This window comes from Eubacteriaceae bacterium Marseille-Q4139 (assembly GCA_018223415.1).
Classification (GTDB): Bacteria; Bacillota; Clostridia; order Lachnospirales; family Lachnospiraceae; genus CABSIM01.
Genome location: JAGTTQ010000001.1, coordinates 1,409,411 through 1,433,670, shown reverse-complemented (window position 1 = coordinate 1,433,670; position 24,260 = coordinate 1,409,411). Strand labels below are relative to the sequence as shown.

At 53.0% G+C, this 24,260-nt stretch carries 22 protein-coding genes; 18 read left to right on the top strand and 4 right to left on the bottom strand.

Annotated elements, in window-relative coordinates:
- Nucleotides 1-2: 2 nt before the first annotated feature.
- The 3 genes from KE531_06940 to KE531_06930 are packed head-to-tail and all read right to left on the bottom strand — an operon-like array spanning nucleotide 3 to nucleotide 4,763.
- Entirely contained in the window at nucleotides 3-1,820 is a 1,818-nt protein-coding gene (locus tag KE531_06940) for a DUF2194 domain-containing protein (protein ID MBR9953359.1), read from the bottom strand.
- Nucleotides 1,810-2,712 carry a hypothetical protein gene (locus tag KE531_06935; protein MBR9953358.1) on the bottom strand — a complete coding sequence of 301 codons (903 nt, stop codon included), beginning with the start codon at nucleotides 2,710-2,712 and terminating at the stop codon, nucleotides 1,810-1,812. Before KE531_06935 ends, KE531_06940 begins: the two co-directional genes overlap by 11 nt.
- Entirely contained in the window at nucleotides 2,709-4,763 is a 2,055-nt protein-coding gene (locus KE531_06930) for a hypothetical protein (protein MBR9953357.1), read from the bottom strand. The genes KE531_06935 and KE531_06930 overlap by 4 nt, the downstream gene beginning before the upstream one ends.
- A 357-nt stretch (nucleotides 4,764-5,120) precedes the next feature.
- Here KE531_06930 and KE531_06925 point away from each other — a divergent pair, with 357 nt between their 5' ends.
- The 9 genes from KE531_06925 to KE531_06885 all read left to right on the top strand — a co-directional run bounded on the left by KE531_06925 (nucleotide 5,121) and on the right by KE531_06885 (nucleotide 13,897).
- The gene (locus tag KE531_06925) at nucleotides 5,121-6,437 is read left to right on the top strand and encodes an amidohydrolase (protein MBR9953356.1); all 1,317 of its coding nucleotides are present in this window, start codon (nucleotides 5,121-5,123) and stop codon (nucleotides 6,435-6,437) included.
- 2 nt (nucleotides 6,438-6,439) lie between these two features.
- The gene (locus tag KE531_06920) at nucleotides 6,440-7,636 is read left to right on the top strand and encodes a BMP family ABC transporter substrate-binding protein (GenBank protein ID MBR9953355.1); all 1,197 of its coding nucleotides are present in this window, start codon (nucleotides 6,440-6,442) and stop codon (nucleotides 7,634-7,636) included.
- A gap of 94 nt (nucleotides 7,637-7,730) precedes the next feature.
- Nucleotides 7,731-9,287, top strand: a complete 1,557-nt coding sequence (locus tag KE531_06915; protein MBR9953354.1) for an ABC transporter ATP-binding protein — start codon at nucleotides 7,731-7,733, stop codon at nucleotides 9,285-9,287.
- Nucleotides 9,280-10,326, top strand: coding sequence for an ABC transporter permease (locus KE531_06910; GenBank protein MBR9953353.1), 1,047 nt, complete (start codon nucleotides 9,280-9,282; stop codon nucleotides 10,324-10,326). Before KE531_06915 ends, KE531_06910 begins: the two co-directional genes overlap by 8 nt.
- Before the next feature lie 2 nt (nucleotides 10,327-10,328).
- Nucleotides 10,329-11,279 carry an ABC transporter permease gene (locus tag KE531_06905; GenBank protein MBR9953352.1) on the top strand — a complete coding sequence of 317 codons (951 nt, stop codon included), beginning with the start codon at nucleotides 10,329-10,331 and terminating at the stop codon, nucleotides 11,277-11,279.
- Nucleotides 11,280-11,430: 151 nt separating this feature from the next.
- Complete coding sequence (locus KE531_06900) at nucleotides 11,431-11,553, top strand: DUF4160 domain-containing protein (protein MBR9953351.1); 123 nt, start codon at nucleotides 11,431-11,433, stop codon at nucleotides 11,551-11,553.
- 27 nt (nucleotides 11,554-11,580) lie between these two features.
- Nucleotides 11,581-11,841, top strand: a complete 261-nt coding sequence (locus KE531_06895; protein MBR9953350.1) for a DUF2442 domain-containing protein — start codon at nucleotides 11,581-11,583, stop codon at nucleotides 11,839-11,841.
- Between the two features lie 23 nt (nucleotides 11,842-11,864).
- Nucleotides 11,865-12,818: an adenosine deaminase gene (gene add, locus KE531_06890; protein MBR9953349.1), complete on the top strand. Its 954-nt coding sequence runs from the start codon at nucleotides 11,865-11,867 to the stop codon at nucleotides 12,816-12,818.
- A 53-nt stretch (nucleotides 12,819-12,871) separates the two neighbouring features.
- Nucleotides 12,872-13,897 (top strand): virulence RhuM family protein, encoded by a 1,026-nt coding sequence (locus KE531_06885; GenBank protein MBR9953348.1) that lies wholly within the window; start codon nucleotides 12,872-12,874, stop codon nucleotides 13,895-13,897.
- Between the two features lie 744 nt (nucleotides 13,898-14,641).
- Here the strand turns inward: KE531_06885 and KE531_06880 are convergent.
- The gene (locus tag KE531_06880) at nucleotides 14,642-15,313 is read right to left on the bottom strand and encodes a Crp/Fnr family transcriptional regulator (protein MBR9953347.1); all 672 of its coding nucleotides are present in this window, start codon (nucleotides 15,311-15,313) and stop codon (nucleotides 14,642-14,644) included.
- 98 nt (nucleotides 15,314-15,411) lie between these two features.
- Between KE531_06880 and KE531_06875 the strand changes: the two genes are divergently transcribed.
- From KE531_06875 to KE531_06835, 9 genes are all read left to right on the top strand, one after another.
- Nucleotides 15,412-15,951 carry a flavodoxin family protein gene (locus KE531_06875; protein MBR9953346.1) on the top strand — a complete coding sequence of 180 codons (540 nt, stop codon included), beginning with the start codon at nucleotides 15,412-15,414 and terminating at the stop codon, nucleotides 15,949-15,951.
- Nucleotides 15,948-16,961 (top strand): NADH:flavin oxidoreductase, encoded by a 1,014-nt coding sequence (locus KE531_06870; GenBank protein MBR9953345.1) that lies wholly within the window; start codon nucleotides 15,948-15,950, stop codon nucleotides 16,959-16,961. The genes KE531_06875 and KE531_06870 overlap by 4 nt, the downstream gene beginning before the upstream one ends.
- Entirely contained in the window at nucleotides 16,958-17,290 is a 333-nt protein-coding gene (locus KE531_06865) for a TIGR04076 family protein (protein ID MBR9953344.1), read from the top strand. The genes KE531_06870 and KE531_06865 overlap by 4 nt, the downstream gene beginning before the upstream one ends.
- 2 nt (nucleotides 17,291-17,292) lie before the next feature.
- The gene (locus tag KE531_06860; GenBank protein ID MBR9953343.1) at nucleotides 17,293-17,847 is read left to right on the top strand and encodes a flavodoxin family protein; all 555 of its coding nucleotides are present in this window, start codon (nucleotides 17,293-17,295) and stop codon (nucleotides 17,845-17,847) included.
- A gap of 246 nt (nucleotides 17,848-18,093) precedes the next feature.
- The gene (gene rpoN, locus KE531_06855) at nucleotides 18,094-19,413 is read left to right on the top strand and encodes an RNA polymerase factor sigma-54 (protein MBR9953342.1); all 1,320 of its coding nucleotides are present in this window, start codon (nucleotides 18,094-18,096) and stop codon (nucleotides 19,411-19,413) included.
- A gap of 142 nt (nucleotides 19,414-19,555) precedes the next feature.
- Nucleotides 19,556-19,819, top strand: coding sequence for a hypothetical protein (locus KE531_06850; GenBank protein ID MBR9953341.1), 264 nt, complete (start codon nucleotides 19,556-19,558; stop codon nucleotides 19,817-19,819).
- Nucleotides 19,820-19,981: 162 nt separating this feature from the next.
- On the top strand, nucleotides 19,982-20,698 hold the full coding sequence (locus KE531_06845) for a conjugal transfer protein (GenBank protein MBR9953340.1): 717 nt from the start codon (nucleotides 19,982-19,984) through the stop codon (nucleotides 20,696-20,698).
- Nucleotides 20,699-20,710: 12 nt separating this feature from the next.
- Nucleotides 20,711-21,349, top strand: a complete 639-nt coding sequence (locus tag KE531_06840) for a CatB-related O-acetyltransferase (GenBank protein MBR9953339.1) — start codon at nucleotides 20,711-20,713, stop codon at nucleotides 21,347-21,349.
- 1,387 nt (nucleotides 21,350-22,736) lie between these two features.
- Nucleotides 22,737-24,185, top strand: a complete 1,449-nt coding sequence (locus KE531_06835) for a hypothetical protein (GenBank protein MBR9953338.1) — start codon at nucleotides 22,737-22,739, stop codon at nucleotides 24,183-24,185.
- Nucleotides 24,186-24,260: the final 75 nt, after the last annotated feature.

The window sequence follows — 24,260 nt, the reverse complement described above, 5'->3', positions numbered from 1 at the left end:
CATCACCTGTTTCGCATAATTTCGATGTCCCGGTCCGTAACCTTTAAAAGGTACAGGCTGTCCGTAAGCTGTGTCAGTTCTCCGCCTTTGACCTCGCCGAGGCTTCCTTCGTTGACACGGATCATGAGCCAGGCCTCATCACGGACGCCCTCGGCTGTGATGTAGAGCGTTTCCTCTTCCGGAAGCTTCCAGAGCCGCAGGGCGCAGTACTGGCGGACGGCTTCCGACATCTGGCTTCCCGTCAGGCGCCGGATGGACGGTACACTGCCGTAAAGCCAGTCAAAGTAGGCTGTCATGCGGCCTTTTAAATATTCCCATCCCAGCGCGGCGCCGCGGTCTTCATCCAGAAGGTCATCGGGATGGACGAACTGGGAATTGACAAAATGCAGGTTCAGTTCGGAAAGGGCTGCAATCCGCATGTAGTCGTCGACATTGAAGCCGGAGATAATACGCGGCGTCTCTGCAATACCGTCCTGGGCAATCTCGAATTCCTGATCGTAGGCGGATTCTCCCGGAAGATAGACACTGGCAATGGAAGTGATGTTTGGGAAATCATTGCCGAGAACCTGCCGCCCTTCCGGCGAAAGGACGTTGGAGGGCGGGACGTACACATGGAATTCCTCCTCCGGATACAGTTCCTTTGAAAAGGAGAGAACCTCCGTGAGGGCGGAGACCATGGCCTCCCGGCTTTCCCAGGCGTTGTAGCCCAGGTCTTCTTCATATTGGAACGTGTCGAGGCAGAGCGGCTGATGGTTATAGCCATGGATTCCAAGCTCGCCGCCCTTTACGAGAATCATGTTGCCGAAATATCCGTAATCCGCTATGTCCTCGTTTCGCGGAAGCCCGATTCCCGTGTGATCTTCGTAGGTCTCAATAATCAGGCCTGTATAGCGGAGCCCATACTGATCCTGGATTTTTAACATATCGGGCCACCATACGCTGGAATAAAAATTCCCGATAGACATGCCGTAGTCCCTCATGACATATTCCCCGTTCCCGGAGGGGACAGGGGAGGGAAAATCATCAATATAAAAGACAGAGCCGTTGATGACAGGGTAGACGGCGATGTCCTCAAGAAGCGTGTAGGCGGAGCTGTAAAAGCCGCGGTAGGCCTTTTCGTAAAAGCCCATGTTTACCATGACAAACTTTCCGTCCCCGAAATCTGCGCTCCAGATTAACGGAAGGCCGGTTGTGCCTTCGCTCGCATATATTTTGCAGTCGTCCCGGACGCGGAGCCCCAGGGCCGACTCGTAGCCGTCGTCGATGGGATAGACGCCGTCGCCGCCGGCCATGAAGCCGTCTGCAAGGGCGATGGAGTCCACCCGGGAATATTCATAGCCCATCTCCATAATCCCGAACCGCTGGGACAGGAGATCCATGACGGGCGTCCGCTGAAGGGACATCGGGAACATGGCGCGCCCGCCGCCCTTTACCCAGCCGCTTAATTCTGTGATATGATCCCGCAGGCACTCCAAATCGCTGAGAGCGAAGACGGCTGTCTCATAAGAAGAAAGCTCCAGGGAGAGGCCGTCTGCCGCGTCTGTCTCCTGATAGCTTACCCGCATGTCGAGAAGCACCTGGCGGAACTCTTCCATAAACGTCATGCTTTCAGGCTGACTGGAATCGCAGACCACCAGGCAGGTATGTTCTTCATCCACGTCTTTTTCCGTGTACTCCCGCGGGCCGAAGGCGCCCGGCGCGCGGTTCTCCCCTGGCGTATAGAAAATGCCGCGGCGCTGGAACAAAAAGAAGATTCCGAGTCCCACAAAACAGAGGAAAATCCCGAAAAGCTGTCCGAAATGCCTGACTTTATGATCCAATTCGCTTCCCTCCATTCCAGAAATCCGCAATTTCCCTTCCGGCAGCCGAAAGCTTCATGGAAGCCTCTGCTTTTTTAAGCAAGGCCCGGACGCCGTTGCCGTCACCCTGGCGGGCACAGGACTCGATTTGCAGCATCCAGGTTTCCTCCCGGCCGGGATAGCGTTTCTCCATCGCATCAAGGACACGGTCTGCCTGTTCATATTCGCCGAGAACCATATGGTTTTTTGCCTTTTTGACATAGAGCTCATAACCGGGGGCAAAGGCCAGCTCCTTTTCCAGAAGCTTGCCGTACTGAACCCGCTGCATGGTAAGAAAGGAGCCCTGTCCGATTTTGTTGCCGAGATATTCCTCCAGACACCGGCGGTAGTCGGAGATCAGCTCATGATTGTTCTGATCGTGGGCGTAGGCCCGCTCAAACTGCTGGAGCTTTAAGTCGTATTCCTTGGAAATTTCTGCCATGGCAGTGACGGCGTAATGGACAACCTCCACATCCCGGTCCTGTCCGGCCAGACGCAGGGAATCCATGTACTCTTCCGGGTTTTCCCCGACAATCCCCATCATGACAGAGCGTGTCACCTGCGGATCGTTGATGGCAAGCGCCTCGCCGAGGGGAATGATGAAGGAGGTGTCATGGACATCCGCCTCCAGGTGCGGGCGTCCGGAACCGTCGAACCGCTGAACCTCCACCTCGCTCTGTTTTGTCCCCGTCTTTTTCCGCACGCACATGAAATGGAGCATGAGGACAGAAATTTCGCCCCAGACAGGCAGAAAAAACGCGCAAAGCACAAAAGCAGCCGGCGCCTTTAAAATACCGGGGCGCGTCAGGGCTGCCAGGATCAGACAGCACAGGATATGTAAAAGCAGGAAAAACCACAAAAATAAGTCTGTCATCGCTTTAAAAGTACCTCCCGATCCTTCCACTGAACGAGGCGGCAGTCCAGGCCAAGGCTTTCCAGCCGTTTTAAAACAATGGCGTCGCCTGCCGCATCCGACTGGGAAAGCAGAAGGAAATATTCGCCCTCGCCGCCCATGCCGAGAAGATCGGAATCGCGGATCCGGCCTTCGAGAAGGCGGCTGATTTCCTCCGGCGTCCGGCTGTCGTAAAATCTTAAAAGGCTGTAAGAGGAGACGCCCTGTTCCGTCAGCATGTGGTTAAGCTGGAGCTGCCGGAGGAAGGCTTCCTCGTTCATGATGATGGTATCCCGGATGTAGCTGTGTTCCTGGATTGCCGTCTGGTAGTCCCAGGCACGGCAGAGCCCGTCCTGGATGAGGCCGCAGAGGATGGAGAACAAGTTTACATAATATAACGTCATCTGGTTGTATGGTACCTGGTAGAGCATTATAAGCAGGATCAGCTTCCCCTCCCGGTTCCGGACGCCGGCCACATACATGGGGAAGTCGAAGGACAGCTCCCGGTTGACCCACACCTCATTTTTCTTCAGGGTCTCAAGAACCTCTCCGTATTCGTCCATACGGATGGATTTTTTTAATCTTGTATGGAGCTGCGGCGAAGATACCTCGAGCCGGGCGAATGCTGCGTCCTCTCCGCGGAGAGAATAAAACGCACAGTTTTCCGTATCCATGACGTCCTCGAGGATGGCGATGGCATGGGAGTAGATTTCCCTTGGCTCCAGGGTGTCTAAGCGGCGGACAACCTGGAAGATTTTCCCGAAGCTGTCGCGGCTGGAAATGATCTGTTTCTTATACTGATCCTTGTATTTTACGGCTTCCTGGTAGAGCTCCAGAAGGAACATGTATTTTTCCTCGAGGAGCCGCTTTTCAGCAGCCGAATTTTTTATGGTGTCCCGGTACTTCTGGCTCACATGGCCGCAGATGGCACCGGTTACGAAATACATGGTGAACGGGAGCCAGTTGATAGGCTGATAAAAGACAACCTGCCAGCTAAGGCCGGTTCTGGCGTAAGAGAGGCCGACCGCGATAGTCGCCAAAAGAGCGGCAGTAGTTCCGGCAGTCATACCGTATATGCTGCCCATGAGAACGACAAACAGCAGACGCAGATCTACCATGTTCCAGGTGGAGGTACCGTATATGGTATTCATGAGGACTTCCACGAGGATCCAGAGAACGGCCATTTCCGCCCCGATGACAAGCGGCTTTCTGGCGCCCAGAAGGCCGGCGGCCCGCTTCATAAGCGATACCTTTTTCGGGGCGTAGGCTGCCTGGAACTGGGCGAATAAGTCAGGAAGCGCTTCTGCGGGATCTTCCTTTGCAAACCAGCCATAGGTGCGCCGGACGAAATCATCGGACGGCACTTCAGGACGCGCAGTCTCTGAAAATTCCGCCTGGCTGGCGCCCGTTACGGTCTTTATCTTCCAGGCGAGAAGGCCGAAGGCGCGAAGACGCGAAGACGGCAGAGCCATGATATCCCTGCCGGCCTCCCATCGGTCAAACAGAAGGGAAAGGAAGGAGGGAATCTCGGCGGCCGATAAAAAATTCGTCTGCTCCCGGAAGGCTGCGCCCATGACCAGCGGTTTCCCGGAAACGGCCTGGGTAAAGAGCCGGTAAAAATAATCGCCCGGCAGATCGGCGCGGTATAAGTAGGGGCAGCGGATGATGCGGACGGAAAGACCGTCCTGCTCTTTATAATGAAGGAACAGGCTTTCCTGGGCGCGGACAGAAATCCCCTCGTCGGTCTTTGCCGGCCCGGCAGAGGCGGTGCTCAAAAAGACCACCTGATCCGTTTTAAACTGGACGCAAAGCTTCAGGAGTGTCTGGATCTCCTCAAGCCTGGAGTTGGCTTTCCCAAGAAAATTCAGATATTCCGACACATAGATGACCTTATCAAAATGGTAGGTTTCAAAAAGCCGCTTTAAATCCTCCAAAACGAGGTTTTCGGCCAGGATGACACGTTTTTCTTCCAGCGCCTGCGACAGCTCTTCCCGCCGCCAGAGAGCACTGTTTCCTGCAACGAACAGACTCAAGGTTCCACCTCCCGCCCGTAATAGCTATGGCTTGACGATTTAATTTGCCAGAGCCTTAAAGTTCCAAAACATTATAACAAATCCCGGGGGGGGGGGTGCAAGCGTTTCGCGCAATTAGGCAATAATCTCCATAAGCTTTGCGAAAGTGTTCTGAAAACATGTTGGACTGCGGTAGCTTGCTATATATTCTTTCGTTTTTCCCTTGACAATCCCCCTCTGCATTGATTATGATAGTCATGAATTTGTCATATATTGTCATGTACTTATTATAGAAAACACTTCGCCGGCCATCCGGATGCGGAAATGGGCCGGCTGGACGTATTTTCTGTTTTTTTGTTCCGAGAGGAGAAAAGATATATGAATCAGATCCATGAGTCGCTAAATGCCGTACTTCCGGAAATCATCGCCATGAGCGAGGACATCTACTGCCATCCGGAGCTGGGCTTCAAAGAATTTGAGACGAGAAAGAAAGTCATCGCAAAATTAGAACAGGCCGGGATTCCCTATAAGGACGCGGCCTACACCGGGCTTACGGCCTGCCTGGATTCGGGAAAGCCTGGCCCAAACATCGGCCTGATCGCCGAGTTTGACGCCGTCCCGACCCTTGGGCACCCCTACGCCAACGAGGGCGACTACGCGGCCCACACCTGCGGCCACTACGCCCAGATCGGCGTAATGTTAAGCCTGTTTTTGGCCATAAAGGAATCGGACATGTTAAAGGATCTCTGCGGCAAGGTCACGCTTCTCGTGACGCCGGGAGAGGAATTCTGCGACATGGATTACAGAAAGAGCCTGATTGCCGAGGGAAAGCTTCATTACCCGTCCGGCAAGCAGGAGATGATTGCCACAGGCGTCTTTGACGACATCGATATCATGCTGTCCTGTCACGCCATGGGCATCGACATGGAAACCTACCACGCAGAAATCGGCGCAGGCTTAAACGGCTTCATCCAGAAGCGGGCCATTTTCTACGGAAAGGCCACCCACGCCGGCGCAAATCCCGAGGGCGGCGTAAACGCCTTAAACGCGGCGAACCTCGCCATGACCGGCATCAATTTCCTGCGGGAGACCTTTAGGGCCGAGGACGCCATCCGCGTTCATTTTGTCATGCAGGAGGGCGGCCAGACCGTCAACACGGTGCCGGCCAGGACGCAGATTGAGATGTATGTGCGGGCCAAAACCGTGGACGCCATTTTCGAGACAAACGCCAAAGTGAACAGGGCCCTTCGGGCGGGCGCCTTAGCCATTGGCTGCGGCCTGGAAATCCAGGACACGCCGGGCTATTTCCCGCTCCATCAGGATGAAAACCTGACGGAATTCGTAAAGACCCACATTCTCAAATACATGGAACCGGAAAAAATTGCCCAGGGAACCCACGGCTTTGCCTCCGGCGACATGGGCGACATTTCCCTCATGTGGCCGACGGTGGAAATCGGCATCGCAGGCTTTTCCGGCACGATCCACGGAAAGGATTTTAAGACGGCCGACGAGGAACAGGCCTACCGGGTTCCGGCCCACTACTTTGCCGACACGGTAGAAGGGCTTTTAACGGACGGCGGCGCGGCGGCATGGAAGATTAAAGAAGCCTTCCGGCCGGTGATGGACAAGAAAAACTATCTGGAAAAACTGGATAGTTTGAATAAATCAACTTATTATGAAAAGGAGAATGACTGATTATGAAAAAGAGATTCTTATGCGGCGCTCTGACGATGGCCCTTGCAGCGTCCATGCTGTTTGGATGCGCGGGAAGCGACGAAGAGACAACCGCAGCAGCAAGCGCGGCTGAGACCACCGAAGCATCGGAAGACAGCAAGGCGGCAGACGGCACAGAAGCAGCCGAAGAGGCAGCAGAAGCCACCGGCGAGAAGGTAAAAGTAACCCTGATGGTAACAGGTTCCTTCGGCGACAAGGCGTTCAACGACTCCGCACAGGCCGGTATGGAGAGACTCCAGAACGAGATGAGCGACCTGGTGGAAGTAGAAATGATCGAGATGGGCAACGACAAGACAAAGTTCGAGGGTTCCCTTCTTGACGCTTCTGAGACAGATACAGACATCATCATCGTCGGAACCTGGGATATGAAGGAAGTCCTTGAGACGGTTGCTCCCGATTACCCGGACAAGAAGTACATCATCTTCGATACGGATGTGGACTATACCTTAGACGACTTAAGCAACGTATATTCCATGAGCTACAAGCAGAACGAGGCTGCCTTCTTAGCAGGCGTCCTGGCTGCAAGCGTAACGTCCTCCGATATGGAATTTGCAAATGAAGATGCCGTAATCGGCTTTGTAGGCGCAAAAGACACGGCTGCCGTTATCAACGACTCCGCTGTCGGCTATATCGAAGGCGCTCAGTTCGTAAACCCGGACATCCAGGTGAAGGTTTCCTACGTTGGTTCCTATGTGGATTCCGCGACGGCAAAAGAGCTTGCCCTGACTCAGTATTCTTCCGGCGCTGACTGCGTATTCGTAGCTGCCGGCCCGGCTTCCGTAGGCGTTATCGAGGCAGCAGCCGAGAGCCAGAAATACGTCATCGGCGTTGACTCCGACCAGGCTCTTGCATACGAGGGCGAGCCGGAAGAGAACTTCATCATCTCCTCTGCCATCAAGGGCGTAGGCGACAGCATCTTTAACTCCATCCGGAGACATATCGACGGCGAGCTGCCCTACGGTGAGTATGAGATCCTCGGCCTTACGGACGGTGCAGTCGGCCTTGCAGACAATGACATCTATCAGACCGTTGTTCCGGAGGACATCCGCCTTGCAGTCATCGACGCAGAGTCCAAGCTCCTTGCAGGCGAAGTAACGGTTGACAGTGCATACGGCATGGATGAGGCCACCCTTAAGGGAATCATTGACGGTGCCCAGTAATAAGGACATATAAAGAATCAGACTGCCGGCGCAGATCTCCTGTTCCCCTGGAGGGCAGGAGATTTGCGTGCATTTAGGAGAAAGGAAAGATGTTATGGAGCAGGGGAATATCCTGGAAGCACGGAATATCACGAAGGTGTATCCCGGCGGCGTTGTGGCGAACCACAACGTAAACCTTGAGGTCAGAAAGGGCGAAATCCATGCGCTTGTGGGGGAGAACGGCGCGGGAAAATCCACGCTGATGAAAATGCTGTTCGGCATGCTCTCGCCCACCGAGGGCCAGATCTTTGTGGACGGGAAGGAAGTACACTTTTCTTCCTCCAGCGACGCCATCGCAGCCGGCCTCGGCATGGTGCATCAGCATTTCATGCAGGTGCCGTCCATGACCGTGGCGGAGAACCTGATCCTTGGGGCGGAGACAGGCGGCCGCCTTAAGGTGGACAGAAAAGAGGCAGTCCGCATCACGACGGAGCTGTCGGAAAAATATAACCTGAAGGTAGAGGCGCAGGAAAAGGTCGAGGACATCTCCCTTGCCATGCGTCAGAAATTAGAAATTTTAAAGGCGTTATACCGCGGCGCCCACATCCTGATCTTAGACGAGCCGACGGCAGTTTTAACGCCCCAGGAGACGGAGGAGCTCTTTGAACAGTTAAAGCTTCTCCGGGAAAACGGACATACAATTATTTTCATTTCCCATAAGCTCAACGAGGTCAAGGCCCTCTGTAACCGCATGACGATTTTAAGAGACGGGCGCACCATGGGAACCTACGAGATTTCCGACCTGGACGAGCACGAGATTTCCCGCCTGATGGTGGGCCGCGACGTGAGCCTTGACATCGAAAAGGACGAAGCGGATTTCGGAAAAACCGTCTTTTCCGTAAAAGACCTGGTTTATGCCGACCAGTTTGGAAAGACAAGGCTCGACCATGTGTCCTTTTCCATCCGTGAGGGACAGATTTTAGGAATCGCCGGCATCGACGGAAACGGCCAGTCGGAGCTTGTAGAGACCATCGTCGGCACATTAAAGCAGCAGAACGGGACGATCTCCCTAAACGGAAACGACCTCTCCCATGCGCCGGTGTTAAAGCGCCAGGAGGCCGGGATTTCCCATGTGTCCGAAGACAGGATGAAGTACGGGACGGCCCCGAAGCTCTCCCTGGAGGACAATGCGATTTCCAAGGTCTACTATACGGACAAATTAAAGTCCCACGGCCTCATCGACAGCAGAAAGGTGACGGAATTCACGAAGCGGATCCTCGATGAATTCCTTGTAAAATACGATAATTCCAAGCAGTCCGTCTCCGAGCTCTCCGGCGGAAACGTCCAGAAGCTTGTGGTGGGCCGCGAGTACGATTATGATCCCGAGCTTTTAATCATGAACCAGCCGACCCGCGGCATCGACGTGGGCGCCATCGAGTTCATCAGAAAGCGGATCGTGGAGATGAGGAAGAGAAAGAAAGCGATTCTTCTGGTTTCCGCCGACTTAAGCGAGGTGCTCTCCTTAAGCGATACGATCCTCGTCATGCATGAGGGGCGGATCGTGGGCTATATCGACGACGTAAAACATACCTCCGAGAATGAGCTGGGCCTTTACATGCTTGGCGTCAAGGAGGATTCTAAAGAGAGGATCGGAGGTGCATACCATGAATAAGAAGTTTACCGTTGTCCGTCTGGCATGCGCCTTCGCCATTGCCATTGCCATCTCCGTGGCGATTATTTTCGCCATCAGCGAGGAGCCGGTGACGGCCATCTACAACCTGTTTTTAGGGCCGCTCCAGTCGAAGCGCCATTTCTTCAACGTATTCGCCAGCAGCGTGCCGCTTATTTTCACGGGACTTGCCCTGGGGCTTGTCTTTAAATCGGGAAACTTTTCCATGATTGCCGATGCCTGTCTCTATACGGGCGGCGTCGTGACGGCGGCCATGGCCATCAAGTTAAATCTCCCGGCAGGCGTCCATCCCATTGTTATCATGGTGACGGCAGCCATTGTGGGCGGCATCATCGGCAGCATCCCGGCGCTTCTCAAGGTGTTTTTCCACACCAACGAGCTGGTGACGTCCCTGATGTTAAACTATGTATTCTTTTACCTCGGTATCTACACGGTGACGAAGTACCTGGCAGACCGCGAGGCCGGCACCTTCGCCTCCTTAAAGTACCAGAGCACGGCTTCCCTCGGGACGCTCATTGAAAAGACCGACTTCCATGTGGGCTACCTGATCGCCATCGGCGTCGTGATTCTGCTGTTTATTCTCGTCTTCAAGACGAAATTCGGCTACGAAATCCGGATTTCCGGAAGCAACCCGCAGTTTGCGAAGTATTCCGGCATCAACACGGCAAAGGTCATCATCTTTACCCAGGTGATCGCCGGCGCCGTCGCAGGTCTCGGCGGTTCCGTGGAGCAGATGGCCATGTACCAGCGTTTCAACTGGCAGGATTCCCCGTCCTATGCGTGGGACGGCGTCATCATCGCAATCCTTTCCGGCAACAACCCGAAGATGGTTCCGTTTGCGGCCTTCTTCCTGGCCTACATCCGCGTGGGCGCTGACTTGATGTCCCGCCGGTCGGATGTCCAGAACGAGCTGGTTTCCATCATCCAGGCCGTGTTGATTCTGTTTGTAACCGCTGAACGCTTCATGGCAGGCTGGAAGCAGCGCCAGGAGGCCAAGAAGGCACTTGGAGGGGAGGCATAACTATGAATGTGATTCAGGATATTTTTGGTACCTTAAGTCTCCCGGAGTTCTATTTCGCCATGTTCCGAAGCGCGACTCCGGTGCTTCTTACGACACTCGGCGCCATGATCGCGTCAAGATCCGGCACCAACAACATCGCCTTAGAGGGCACGATGCTCATTTCGGCCTTTGTCGGCGTTGTTGTCAGCGCCTTCAGCCAGAGCGCATGGATTGGCTTTTTGGGGGCTGTGCTCGCTGGCTTTGTCATCAGCAACATTTTGGCGTACTTTGTTTTGAAGCTCCATTCCAACTCGGTTATTTCCGGTATCGCCCTCAACACGTTTGCGTCCGGCGGGACGATTTTTGTCCTCTACCTGATTACCGGGGAAAAGGGTGCGTCCACGTCCCTGCCGTCCTTAAAGCTTCCGAGCCTTACGATCCCGGTGGTGAAAGACATCCCGGTCATCGGCGCGGTGCTTTCCGGACACCACATCCTGACATACGCGGCGCTGATTCTGGTGGCGGTTGTCTGGTACATGTTTAAGTACACGCGGCTCGGCATGCATATCCGCGCCGTCGGCGAGTCGCCGGAGGCGGCGGAGTCCGTAGGTATCCCGGTGGGACGCGTGAAATACATCGCACTGAGCCTTAGCGGTATCCTGACGGGCATGGCAGGCGCATTCCTCTCCATGGGATATGTGGGCCTGTTCTCCTCCGGCATGACGGCCGGCCGCGGCTACATCGCCCTGGCAACCCAGGCCATCGCCGCGGGGAACGCGGTTGTCGGCATGCTGGCATCGCTCCTTTTCGGCTTCTGCCAGAGCCTTGCCAACTACCTCCAGTCCTCCAGCATCCCGCTCCAGTTTATCCAGATGATGCCGTACCTGATTATCGTCATCGCCTACACGGTTTACTGCGCCATGGTGGAGCACAATAAGAAAAAGAAACAGATGAAGGCGGCTGCCGGGAAGTAGGGCGGCCGAAGGAGGAAAAGCACTTTCACACAGCCAGGCGCGCGATTTGGCGGTGCGGAAGTGCTTTTTGGCATACGGCGGAATTGACTTTCCGAAGATATGATGATATTCTGGAGCGGAAGGTTTTGTGAAAATGATATCTTAAGAAAGGATGGAAGGCGATCTTCCCAGACGGGCTCTGATGCTGGTTCAGGAATGGGCTGAAAAAAATCAGGAAGAATTACTGAAGATATGGAATACACAAGAATTTAGGGAACTGCCGCCCTTAGAATAATGCCACAGAGAAAGAGGAGGTCATGCGATGTTTTATAAAGTGCAGAGTGTAACTCCTGAAGAAAATTTTATTTTGTCGGTAGTTTTTGCAGACGGGGTAAGAAAAAAATACGACTTGAAGCCGCTGTTTGAGAAGTGGCCGGTTTTTCGGGATCTGAGAGATATAGCCGGATTGTACAGGCAGGTAAAAGTGGATATTGGAGGTCTCGGAATCAGCTGGAACGATACGATTGACCTGGCGGCCGAAGAACTTCGTGTGAACGGCATAGAAATCACAGACCCAAAATAAACAAACGGAGGAAACGAGACAATATGAATCATTTGATAGAACTTCATTTACATTTAGACGGTTCCCTGCGGCCGGAGACGGTTTGGGAGTTATCGAAGGAGCAGGGGATCAAGCTTCCGGCAGAGAGCCTTGACGAGGTTCGTCACCAGATGCGGGTGCCGGAAAACTGCAAAACACTGGAGGAATATCTGGAGCGGTTCGACCTGCCGCTTCTTGTGCTCCAGAAGCCGGAGGCCATCGAGCGCGTGACCTTTGAGCTGACGGAAGACCTGGCAAAATCCGGTGTGGACTATGCGGAGATCCGCTTTGCGCCGCTGCTTTCCGTAAAGGAAGGCATGAGCCAGGACGAGGTGGTAGAGGCGGCCATCCGCGGCGCGAAGCGCGGGATGGAGAAATATCCGCAAATCCGTGTGGGGCTGATCCTCTGCTGTATGCGCGGGGACAAAAATCAGGAGCTTAACATGGCAACCGTGGAGACGGCGAAAAAATACCTGGGCGACGTGGTATGCGCCGTGGACATCGCCGGGGCGGAAGGCCTGTTCCCGACAGAGCTTTTTAAGCCGGTGTTTGATAAGGTAAACGAGTACGGGCTTCCGATGACGATCCACGCCGGCGAGGCGGCAGGCCCCGAGAGCATGCGGACGGCGCTGTCTTACGGGACGAAGCGCATCGGCCACGGCGTCGCGGCAGTGAATGACGAGGCGCTCATCAGGGAGCTGATTGAAAAGAACGTGACCTTAGAGGTCTGCGTTTCCAGCAACTACCACACCAAGGTGGTGCCGTCCATGGAAGAGCATCCGATCCGCCGCCTGTTCGACATGGGCGTGCACGTCACGGTAAATTCCGACAACATGACGGCGTCAGGAACAGATATCCATAAGGAAATCGGGATTTTAAAGGATGTGTTCGGGTTTACGGAAGCGGAGATCGAAAAGCTGGAAGAATATGCCTGGGAGGCCAGGTTTTTGAAGGAATAAGGGAATATAGATACGGATTGCATAGAGAGCAGGGCAGATGGGAGTGAAGAAGAATGAGCGTCGAACATGGCCTGACCCCTTATGAAACCAGGGAAATCCTCTTTTACAAGACTGATAATGGAGAGGTACGAGTGGAAATCCTGCTCTTTCAGGAAAATCTCTGGCTGACACAGGCAAAAATGGCGGAATTGTTTGAGGTACAGAAAGCGGCCATTTCCAAGCATTTGAAAAATATTTTTGAATCCGGCGAACTAAGCGAGGATTCAGTTGTTTCCAAAATGGAAACAACTGCGGCAGACGGCAAGAGATATCAAACGAACTATTATAATCTGGATGCCATAATTGCTGTGGGGTATCGTGTGAACTCAAAAAAAGCAACCATGTTCCGCATTTGGGCAAACAGGGTCTTAAAAGAGTTTATCATCAAAGGCTATGTGATGGATGACGTACGTCTGCGGGAGCCGGAGAACTTTTTTGGCAAAGATTATTTTGAAGAACAACTAGAGCGTATCCGGGATATACGGGCCAGCGAGAGAAGGTTCTATCAGAAAATCACGGACATTTATTCCCAGTGCAGTGCCGACTACGATGTGGAGAGCCCCATCACAAAGGAGTTTTTCTCCACAGTGCAGAATAAGCTCCACTATGCAGTGACCCACCATACCGCTGCTGAGATTGTATATGGCCGTGCAGACAGCACCAAGCCCAACATGGGGCTGACCACATGGAAAAACGCCCCCCAAGGGCGCATTCGCAAATCGGATGTCATCGTTGCTAAAAACTATTTGAACGAATCAGAAATGCGTAACCTAAACGAGATCGTCACTATGTATTTGGACTATGCGGAGAGGCAGGCCCGCCGGGGAAATGTTATGTATATGGCTGATTGGGTCAAACGGCTTGACGCATTTTTACAGTTCAACGAGGAAGATATTCTGCACGACAAGGGCAAAGTAACCGCAGTCATTGCCAAAGCCTTTGCCGAGAAAGAGTTTGAAAAGTTCCGGGTGTTGCAGGACAGAGCCTATCGGAGCGACTTTGACAAGCTGCTTGCAGAAACTTCGGATGACCTGATTTAATGATTCTGTGTGCGGCATCAATCTCCACAGGACAGGGAGACAAAAAGCTGGATGCCATTCGCGGTACTGAGAGGGGAATGGAGAACTATCCAGGGATCCGCGTGAGCTGATTCTCTGCTGCATGTGCGGGAACGAATATCCATAAAGAGATCGGGATTTTAAAAGAATAAACAGAATAAATGTAATTGCAGAGGGAATCCTTTCTTGGGAGAGGGAGCCCTCTGCTTTTGTTTGAGACTGATGGAGATTCTAAAAGACGAGGGCATTGACATCTTGGAGCGAGCAGTATGGCAGTTGATTCCGCGGTAAAGAAATAGTATAATGCCGATATAAATTAAGGCCAATTGGGCAGCAATTGAGTGATAAAACAGGTGTTGAATCCCAAAATCAGGCGATTGAAATGCGGGAAACAGGCGGTTGGAGAAAAAAACAGGTGATGGAACAGCGGATCAGCGCGCGGAATTTCAATCAGACAATAAAGACAAAAAGTTGATTCTGTTTTATAAAATCACGGAGCCGCTTGTATAAGCGCTTACCAAACCATCTAAAAAATAAGCTTCTGCCACAAGAACAGGGCAGTCCCAAAGTTATGAAAAAACTAGGGACTGCCCTATTTTAGCATGGATCGGCAGGAATTTCCGCCATTTTTATATGCCGTCCAGGACTCCTCTATATCATTTGAAGCTGATCTCCCGTCGGGAGAAATGCTATACTGAAACAACAGGAACGCAGTCCGGCCGCAGCTCAGATCGTTTCCGAGGAACAGAGCTCTGCCAGCGCCGAAAGATCGGTCACGTGGATTTTTCCGCGGGCGGTGGAGATCAGATTCCTCTGGCGCAGGGCGGAGAGACCCCTGGTGAGCTGGATCCGGCTTAAACCTAAAAGCTCGGCGAGTTCTTCCTGGGTCATGTCGATAACGGGCCCGGAGCCCGCCGGCTGGTTGACAGCCAGAAGATACAGGAGATTGCAGATTTTTACGAAAGACGAATTGTATTCCTGGTGCACGGTTTCAAAAAGCAGTCGGTTAATATACATGGCATGCCAGTTCACCACCTGTTCGCTGAGGGCGGTGTTGGACTCAAACATCTGCTGGAACTGGGGGAGCGTAAACTCCAGAACCTCCATGTCAGACAGGGCCACCGTGATGAGGGAAAGCTCGATTTTAAAGTCCTGATTCCGGTAGCCGGGAAAAACCGTGCCCGGCCCGTGGAAGCTGATGATTTTGCGGCGGCCGGTTTCATGGTCGGCGAAATGGACAGCAGTGCCGGAAATAATATAGTGGAGCTTTTCGTAGGGCTCTCCCGGCGCCCACAGGTAATCGCCCCGGCGGAACGTCCGCCGGACATGGGGCTGCGACAGGAAATAGTCATAAAACGGCCGGAAATCCTCAGCAAAAAAATAGCGCGGCGTCAGCACGCTGCCACCTCCAATTTGTAAATTACTGCATTTTTAGTATAGCATCAAAGACGGCATTTTTCAATCACCCGGAGAACGGGAACCAGGAGGAGAAGATCATGAAAATTGTTGTATTGACGGGAAGCCCGCATAAAAACGGGACGTCTGCCCTGCTGGCAGACAGATGGATTCAGGGAGCCAGGGAAGCGGGGCATGAGGTATTCCGCTTTGACGCGGCTTTTGAGACGGTGCACCCGTGCATCGGCTGTGATGCCTGCGGCTGCGGGACGCACCCCTGTGTATTCCAGGACGGCATGACAAAGCTTTACCCGGAGCTTGAGAAGGCAGACATGGTGGTGTTCGTCACGCCGCTTTACTATCACGCCATGTCGGCGCAGCTTAAGGCAGCCGTGGACCGTTTCCACGGAATCGACGACAAAATCCGCGGCACGGCGAAAAAAGCACAGCTCATTGTGACGGCGGCCAGCCGGGAGGAACGGATCATGAACGGTGTCGTCGGGAGCTATCGGGAGACGCTTCATTACCTGAAATGGCAGGATATGGGAACCTTGCTGGCTTATGGCTGCTATACACGGGAGGCAATCGAAAAGACTGACTATCCGGAACAGGCATATGAGATGGGAAAGGCGGTCAGATGAGAATGAGACAGGAATTTACATATCTAAACCGTCCGATTTCTGCCGGCGGGAAAACCATAAAAAACAGGATTGCAGTGCCGGCGATGGCCGATTTCGGCATGACGGAAAAGGACGGACTTGTGAATCAGCGCCATCTGGAGCGGTACGGGGCTTACGCTGAAGGCGGCGCCGGGCTGGTGATTATTGAGGCGTGTGCAGTTTCTAAGCTGGAGGAGCCGCGGAATACCATCGGCGTGTATGAGGACGGATGCATGGACGGGTTAAAACGGCTGGCAGAGGCGGCGAAAAAGAACGGTGCGGCAGCCCTTGTCCAGCTCATGAATACCGGGCTTTCCGCCATGCCTTACAGCAGCATTGCGGAGATTCCCGAGCAGGAATTTAAACAGTACCATGACGATTTTATCCAGGCGGCCATCCGATGTCAGAAAGCTGGTTTTGACGGCGCGGAGCTCCATGCGGCGCATGGCATGTATTTGAACCGGGTAATTGAAACAAGTACGAGGACTGACGGCTACGGCGGGGCGTTTGAGAACCGCATCCGTCTTCTGAGAGAGTTGATTTGTGAAATCCGTGAGACCTGCGGAAGCGGCTTTCTGCTGGCTGTGCGCTTCGGCAATCGGGATCCGGAGGAGCTGGTGCAGACGGCGCAGGTGATCCAGGAAGCAGGCGGGGACCTTTTAGACGTTTCCACAGGCATGGGCAGTTATATAAACGTCCCGCCGTCGTTTGCATTTGACGGAAAACTCTATGCGGCATCGCTTGTGAAGCAGAAAAGCGATCTTCCGGTGATCGGCGTCGGGAATATTTTTACCGGCGAACAGGCCGAACAGGCGCTGGAGGAAGGCCTTGCGGACATGATTGCCGTGGGGCGCGGGCATCTGGCAGATCCGGCATGGGCAGGAAAAGTGCTTTCCGGGGAGAATCCCGTTCCCTGCCGCCGGTGCAGGAGATGCCTGTGGTATGTGGACGGCCGGAAATGTCCGGCTGCAAGGGAAAGGAGAGAGCAATGAAACGCAAAGTAAAAATTACAGTAATCAGACGTGAATATTATCAGGAGCTGGCAGACCGCTTCCTTGTGAACCCGGGGACCGGAAAATGTTCCCTGTTTGAGGAAGGCCAGGAGTTTATTGTCACGAAGGAAAATTATGACAGGTTCCCTTATGAGAACAAATTCTGCATGGCAGCATGGGACATTATTAAAATCAAGGTGTATTCTGCCCTTCAGGGAGGGAATTTCTATTGGGAGGGCTGGATGAAAGATCCGAAGGAGCAGATTCTCTGCTGCGATGACGGGGTTCGGCCGGTTGTATTTTTGCTGGAGCGGATGGAGGAAGAATAGGCATGGAAATACTGCTCATAAACGGAAGCCCGAGAAAAGACGGGCATACGGCCGCGGCGCTGTCTGTTGTGGAGAGGCGGCTTAAGGAACATGGGTTCAGAACGAACCTTTTTCAGATCGGGAACCAGCCGGTGCGCGGCTGTATTAGCTGCGGCGGCTGCCGCGGGACGAACCGGTGTGTGTTTGAAGACGACGGCTGTGTCCGGCTGACAGAAGAAATCCTGGCTGCGGACGGGATTGTTGTGGGAAGCCCTGTGTACTTTGCCGGGCCCAACGGGGCTTTGTGCGCTCTCCTTGACCGGGTCTTTTATTCCACATGCACCAGGAGCCAGCTTTTTCATGGAAAGCCGGGCGCCGCGCTCGTCACCTGCGAATGGACGGGAGGGACGGCGGCCCTTGACCGCCTGCACCGGTACTTTGTGCCGTGCCAGATGCCTGTGATCGGAAGTCTCGACTATCCGGTAATTACAAAAAAAGCCATAGAGAATCAGGAGCCACATGCGATCCAGATTCTGGAAACTCTGGCGGACAATATGGCCGGACTCCTGAAAAAGTAAGTGTTTGTCCCCTGGGATAAGCCTGCCGTTTCTCTTTTCCCCTGGTTGCGATACAGGAATGGATGTGGTAAACTGTTAGGTGAGCAATGAGCGGAGGGGAACATGGCCGCGAACAAGCCATGACGGTGCGGAGACCGACGCACCGCCAGGGGCCGCAGTGCCGTGCCTGCCGTTCTGCAAGCCGCTAAAGACCACCGGCCGCATACCGGCCGGCTGCCTGCAAAGGAGAAAGACAGGGGAGTTGCATTGGAAATTAAGACAGGATTGTCTCTTCAGACAAAACAGATACTTTCTCAGGTGCAGATGGAGTCGCTCAATATCCTGAGTATGTCTGTAACAGAGCTTCAGGAGTTCTTACAGAATGAAGAAATTGAAAATCCGCTGATTGAATATTCGGCGGACGGCCGCCCGACAGAGATGCCGGTGGCCTACCGGGATTCTGACCGGTTTTATGGGAGCCGTTCCGGGGATGACTCCGGCGACCAGGAGCTTTACCAGATCGAGGACGGCACGGAGTCTGTGGAGGAGCTGATTTATCCCCAGCTTCGATGGAAAGAAATGGGGGATAAAGAGAGGGCCATTGTGGATTTCTGCGTCCAGTCGTTAGAAAACAGTGGATATCTTCTCGTATCCGCAGAGGAAATCGCAGAAGCGCTTTCGCTGCCGGTTTCTCTGACGGAGGAGGTACTGGGGCGCCTCAAGATGCTGGAGCCCAGGGGGATTTTTGCCTCGGGGTTAGAGGAATGCCTGCTTCTTCAGATCAAGGGCATGGAAAAGGAAGAACTCTTAAGCCGGATTATCAGCGGGCATTTAAAGGACATTGCCGAAGGCCGGATCAGCGCCATTTCCAGAGAGCTGAAGCTTACGTCCATGGAGGTGCGGAAGCTGATCCAGGTGATAAAAGGGCTGAACCCGCGGCCGTTAAACGGATACGGGCGGGAACGTGCCCAGTACATTTTCCCGGACATCCTGCTGTCCTGCCAGAACGGCCAGTGGACGATGGAGTTCAACGACAGGCGCGTCGGGAATGTGCAGATCAACGAGTTTTATGTCCGGATGATGGAAACGGCGCAGGATCAGGAGCTGAAAAACTATTTTGAAGAGAAGTTAAAGCGGGCGCGCTTTATCATGAATGCGCTTGACCAGCGCCACAAGACGCTCCAGAGCATCACCGAGGGCATCATCAACCGCCAGTCCGGCTATCTTCTCGGCCGGGAGCCATTAAAGCCCATGACATTAGAGGAAATTGCCAAAGAAAAGGACATCCATAAGTCCACCGTGAGCCGTGCCATCAAGGACAAATACATTCTGGCACCGGCCGGCTGCATCCTGATCCGCGATTTGTTTACCAGCGGCGTCCAAACCGGGGACGCAGGAGAGATGAGCCGGAACGCGGTGAAAGAGAAGCTGAGGGAGCTGGTGGAAAAGGAAGATAAGAAAAAGCCGTTCAGCGATGAGCGGCTGGCACAGCTTCTGGAGGAGGACGGGATCCTCGTCTCCAGACGAACCGTCGCCAAGTACCGGATGGAGCTGGGAATCGGCGGCGTGTTCCAGAGAAAAGCTTAGAAAGAAGAGGGAACGGGATGAAGCGCAACGAAGCAAAACTCCATGCAGGGTCAGCAGCCTGCGGTGTCTGCATGGAGTAGGAAATGCCGCAGAAACATGCTGGCTTTGCCGCCTGAAGACAGTTTGCAAGGAGGAGGCCTGCATGAAATATGTCAATGCAAAAGCAATTCTTCCCGATGCGCTGGTAAAGGAGCTCCAGGGCTATATCCAGGGTGGATACCTTTACGTCCCGGCAAAAGCCGGCCGGCAGAAGCGGTGGGGCGAGGTTTCCGGATCCAGAAAGGAGCTTGCGGCGCGCGATGCCGAAATCACGGCAGCATACCGGGCCGGCGTTTCCGTGGAGGCGCTGGCAGAGAAGTATTTTTTGTCGGTGCACGGCATCAGGAAGATTTTATATCGGAAGTGACGGGAAAGACTGGACACAGATTCAGGCAGAGAGACGGCCGTTTTAGAGCGGCAGGCCCTCTGCCTTTTGACGTTTCGGATACAAATCGTTTCGGTACCGTCTGGTAGATAGAAAAAGCGCCGCGGCTGCGCTACCATAAAAGAAAAAAGGAGGCATGATGTTATGTGCATCAGATTTTTGTATCATGGCGATGACGTGATTACCGGTTTCAACTTCGACATCGACCTTTCCGTATGGGATCATAAGGTCATCGTGGAAAAAGACAGATTTTATATCGGCATCCTGCGTCCCGACGGCATCCGCCATTCCTACCACGGCGTCAGCCGGAACGGGAATGCCGGGACGCTTCTCTATGTGCAGGGGAATCCGGCCGGTGCATACCGGAAGGACAGCCGCTGCATGACCATAGCAGACCTGACGGAACAGTTTATCAGGGAAAAAATAAGCTTTGATGACGCGCTCCAGATCGTAAGGGAAAAAGAGATTGTCTATGCGCCGGACGCCACGATGCAGGCCATGCTGTCCGACGCCCGCGGCCGCGTTTTGGTGGTTGAGCCGGGCATTGGATTTCTGGAAGAGAGCGGCCGTTTCTCCCTGATTGCCAACGACTCCCTTCTGGCGCGGAAAGGGGCAGGCGGTGCGGCTGCACTGGGCGCCGGCCCGCTTCCAGGGGATGACCGATACGAGCGGGCAGAGGCAATGCTAAAGGGATATGGGGAGACGTTTGCCGTATTTGACGGGTTTTCGGTACTCCGTGCTGTCAGCCAGGAGGGCATCTGGGCGACCCGTGTTTCCTTTGTCTATTCCGCCGCGGAACATGCCGTTTACTGCGTGGAAAACAACCAGTTCCAGTCGGTTTCCAGATATGAATTTTCGTAAGGGGGAGAGTGCATGAATCCGGAAAAGATATATCCGCGGGAGGGCGACAGGGAAACGGTTTACCTGAAAAATGTGGTGACGGATCCTGGAATCCAGGTGGGGGAGTTTACCATGTACAACGATTTTGTCCATGATCCCAGGGAATTTGAGAAGAAGAATGTGCTGTACCATTATCCAGTCAACAAAGAAAAGCTGGTGATCGGGAAATTCTGTTCCATTGCCTGCAGGGCGAAATTCCTTTTTAACAGCGCAAATCATACGCTTTCCTCGCTTTCCACATACCCGTTTCCCATCTTCTTTGACGAATGGGGGCTGGAGAAATCGGATGTGGCGGCGGCATGGGACAGGAAAGGCGACATTGTGATTGGAAATGATGTCTGGATCGGATATGAGGCGGTGATCCTGGCCGGCGTCACCATCGGGGACGGGGCGGTAATTGGCGCCCGTGCCGTTGTGACAAAAGATGTACCGCCTTATGCCATCGTGGGCGGCGTGCCGGCCCGCGTGATCCGCAGCCGGTTCCCGGAGGAGACGGTAAAGGCGCTTCTCAGGCTAAAGTGGTGGGACTGGCCGGCGGAGCGGATTCAGGAGAAATTGGCGGAGATTCGGGAGGGGGGATTTGAAGGCAGGAATTTTTCCGGAATGGCATAGAGAAACCACGATATTTTCTCTAGTTTCTGTCCCTATGTTCGCTTCGCAAGCGGCAAACCGAGGGAGAACTGGCAGGCTTCCAGGAGACGCTTTGAAACATCGAAAATTGAATTGTCCATAGCGGGAAAATGCGCTATAATTCCCGCATGGGAAACCAGAGAGCCGAAGGCGGCTTACCCTCCATTCACCGGAGGGGCAACCCTCCAGACTGATGAGGAAAGGAGGGCGAACCAATGAATGTTACATATTCTGATCTTATTCAGTTTTGTATATTTGTTGTTGCCCTTGTGGGTCTGTGTTATCAGATTTTCAAGGGAAAGAAATAGCCGCCACTATTCGCAGTAGTGACGGCTGACCTTGTAAAAGGTTAATGCGTTGCTGTCGAGGGTAGGCTGCCTCTCTGGCTTTCCCTTTTCTATTATCAATATAGCATATCTGGCGGGGAGGTTCAAGACTTTTCTTCCCGAGTTTGCCACTCCATGTTACTGCCAACAGCTTTGAAACCCTGATTCTTGCTGATATTTTTAAGATTGTTGTCATGAATTTGAAGTAGGTATATAGTATTCCGCTCTAATCCACATAAAATAGGGTTTTGTGAGTGTTAAAAAATCGAGAAATTTCATTTGGGTCATAAATGTAAGACGATCACACATTATTCATAAAATATTTAATGTGTGAAACTCCCGTGTAAGCAGAGAGAGGTCTGGATATAGGAGTAATTCTGTTTTTACACTGGTAATGGCAAATAAGGAACATTTGACATTTATGGTGGACGAGCCAGGCATTTTTTTATGGTTGTCTTATAATATCCGCTTTGCGAATCGCAGAAGACAAGCGAAGCCGCACTTGACAAAATGCGGATTTCTACTATAATGAAATTAGAAAGGGCATTGCCGATAAGCGGTTAGCCCTAGAAAGTTATAGTATCAAAAATATTTCTGAAACCGCTACTTGCCAGGGTGGCGGTTTCTGCTTTTTACTATAATCGTTACGGTAAACCGCCCGATATGTAAAGTAATTCGCATGGCCTCACCCCCCTTCGGGTGATGTGGCTAACCGCCTACCGTATTTATCGCAATGCCCTTGCCCCTTGCGGGGTAATATCCATTCTAACCAAAGCGGGAAAATTTGTCAATGAAAGCTGAATGAAACTATGTCTGCATGCCGTACACCTGTGTGCTCGTTTTCCTGCGGTGAAGCCTGCGAACGCGGTATTATTTCGGGGCATGGCTATATAATTTTTTGTAAAAAATGCAGAAAAAGAGCTTGCAATTTAAGCATAAATGTGCCAAACTATATAAAAATAAAAAGCCCTCTGGAGGAAAAACTTCGTCCGGGGGAGAAAAAAGCGTGCCTTCTCTGGATGGATACAGAGGAGGTTTTTTGTATGAAAAAACGCTTTATTACATTAGGATTGGCGTCGGCGCTGTGTCTCGCCAGTTCCATCGTTTCCATGGCCGATAAGGAAAATACGAATCCATATCTGGAAATTCTTACAAACGGTCATGAAGAAAATGGATTCTGCAATATGAAAGAGGACGGAAGCGGCGATGGATGGAGCTTTGATGCGGACTCGCAGACGCTGATTTTAGACGGGATTGATGCGCAGAATATCCAGCTTTTTAATTCTGAGGAGCCGATTACGATTGAGCTGGTCGGTGACGACAACCAGCTTTCCATGGGGATTTTCTTTAAAACAAAGGGCGACGTAACGATCTGCGGCGACGGCACCCTCAATATCGGCGGAAACTGGCTTGGAACGCTTAATATTGGAGACGAGGTTACCATCGAAAGCGGTACGATTATATCAAAAAATCGAATTTGGCTGAACGGCGGAAAGCTGCACATTGACGGCGGCACCGTATCCATCGACGTAAGTGAAAATAGTTCGTATGCCTTGATGGGAACGACGTATGAGTACGATGACGCCCTGACAATCACGGACGGCGTTTTGACACTTCACGGAGAGAAAGAAGCGCTTTCCCTGAACCACAACGCCGATCCCTACGATTCCTATGGAATTCATGAAGGCGTGGCTTTTACCGGAGAGGATGGAGAGGAACTTTACTTAAAAGTTGAGCAGCATATTATGGTGGATTATGAATATTACACGTCCACCATCAGCGACGAAGACGGAAATCCCGTTACCTATGCAGAGCTGACGGCATCCGATTCCACAACAGAGCCGATCATCATCTGGGATCCGTCCGTGGGTGAGCAGGAAAAGCCGAAGCCGGAAGAGCCGGTAACGAAGCCGGAAGAACCGGTGACAAAACCGGAAGATCCGCCGGTAGCGACAGACTCGGACGCAGATGAGAAACCGATAGCGACGGACTCCAACGCCGAGGAAAAACCGGATGACGATAAGCCGTCTTCCGGCGGCAGCTCTTCCGGAAGCAGCTCTTCCGGAAGCCGTTCCGTCCGTGCATCCACAACAGCCTCCAAGCCGGTAAATCCCGTATATTCTGCGGCCACAGCCGTCGGCGGGACATGGAAATGGGATGAAAACGGCTGGTGGTTCGCCGGAAACGACGGAAGCTATCCGAAGAATGAATGGGCGGAGCTCACATGGAACGGACAGACAGGCTGGTATTATTTCAATGCCGACGGATACATGCAGACCGGCTGGCTGAAAATCGGGGATAACTGGTACTTCTTCCATGACATCTCCGACGGAATGCAGGGACTCATGTACACCGGCTGGCATGAAATTGACGGAAAGTGGTACTACTTCAACCCGGATCCCAAGAGCCCGGTTCCGATGGGCGGCATGTTTACAGACTGCATGACGCCGGACGGCTATTATGTGGATAAAGACGGCGTTTGGATTTCGTAAGGGGAGAGAAAAATAGAGAAGACGAAAACCAGACGCTAAAAACAGAAAAATGGCGGAGAAGACATCGACGTGTCC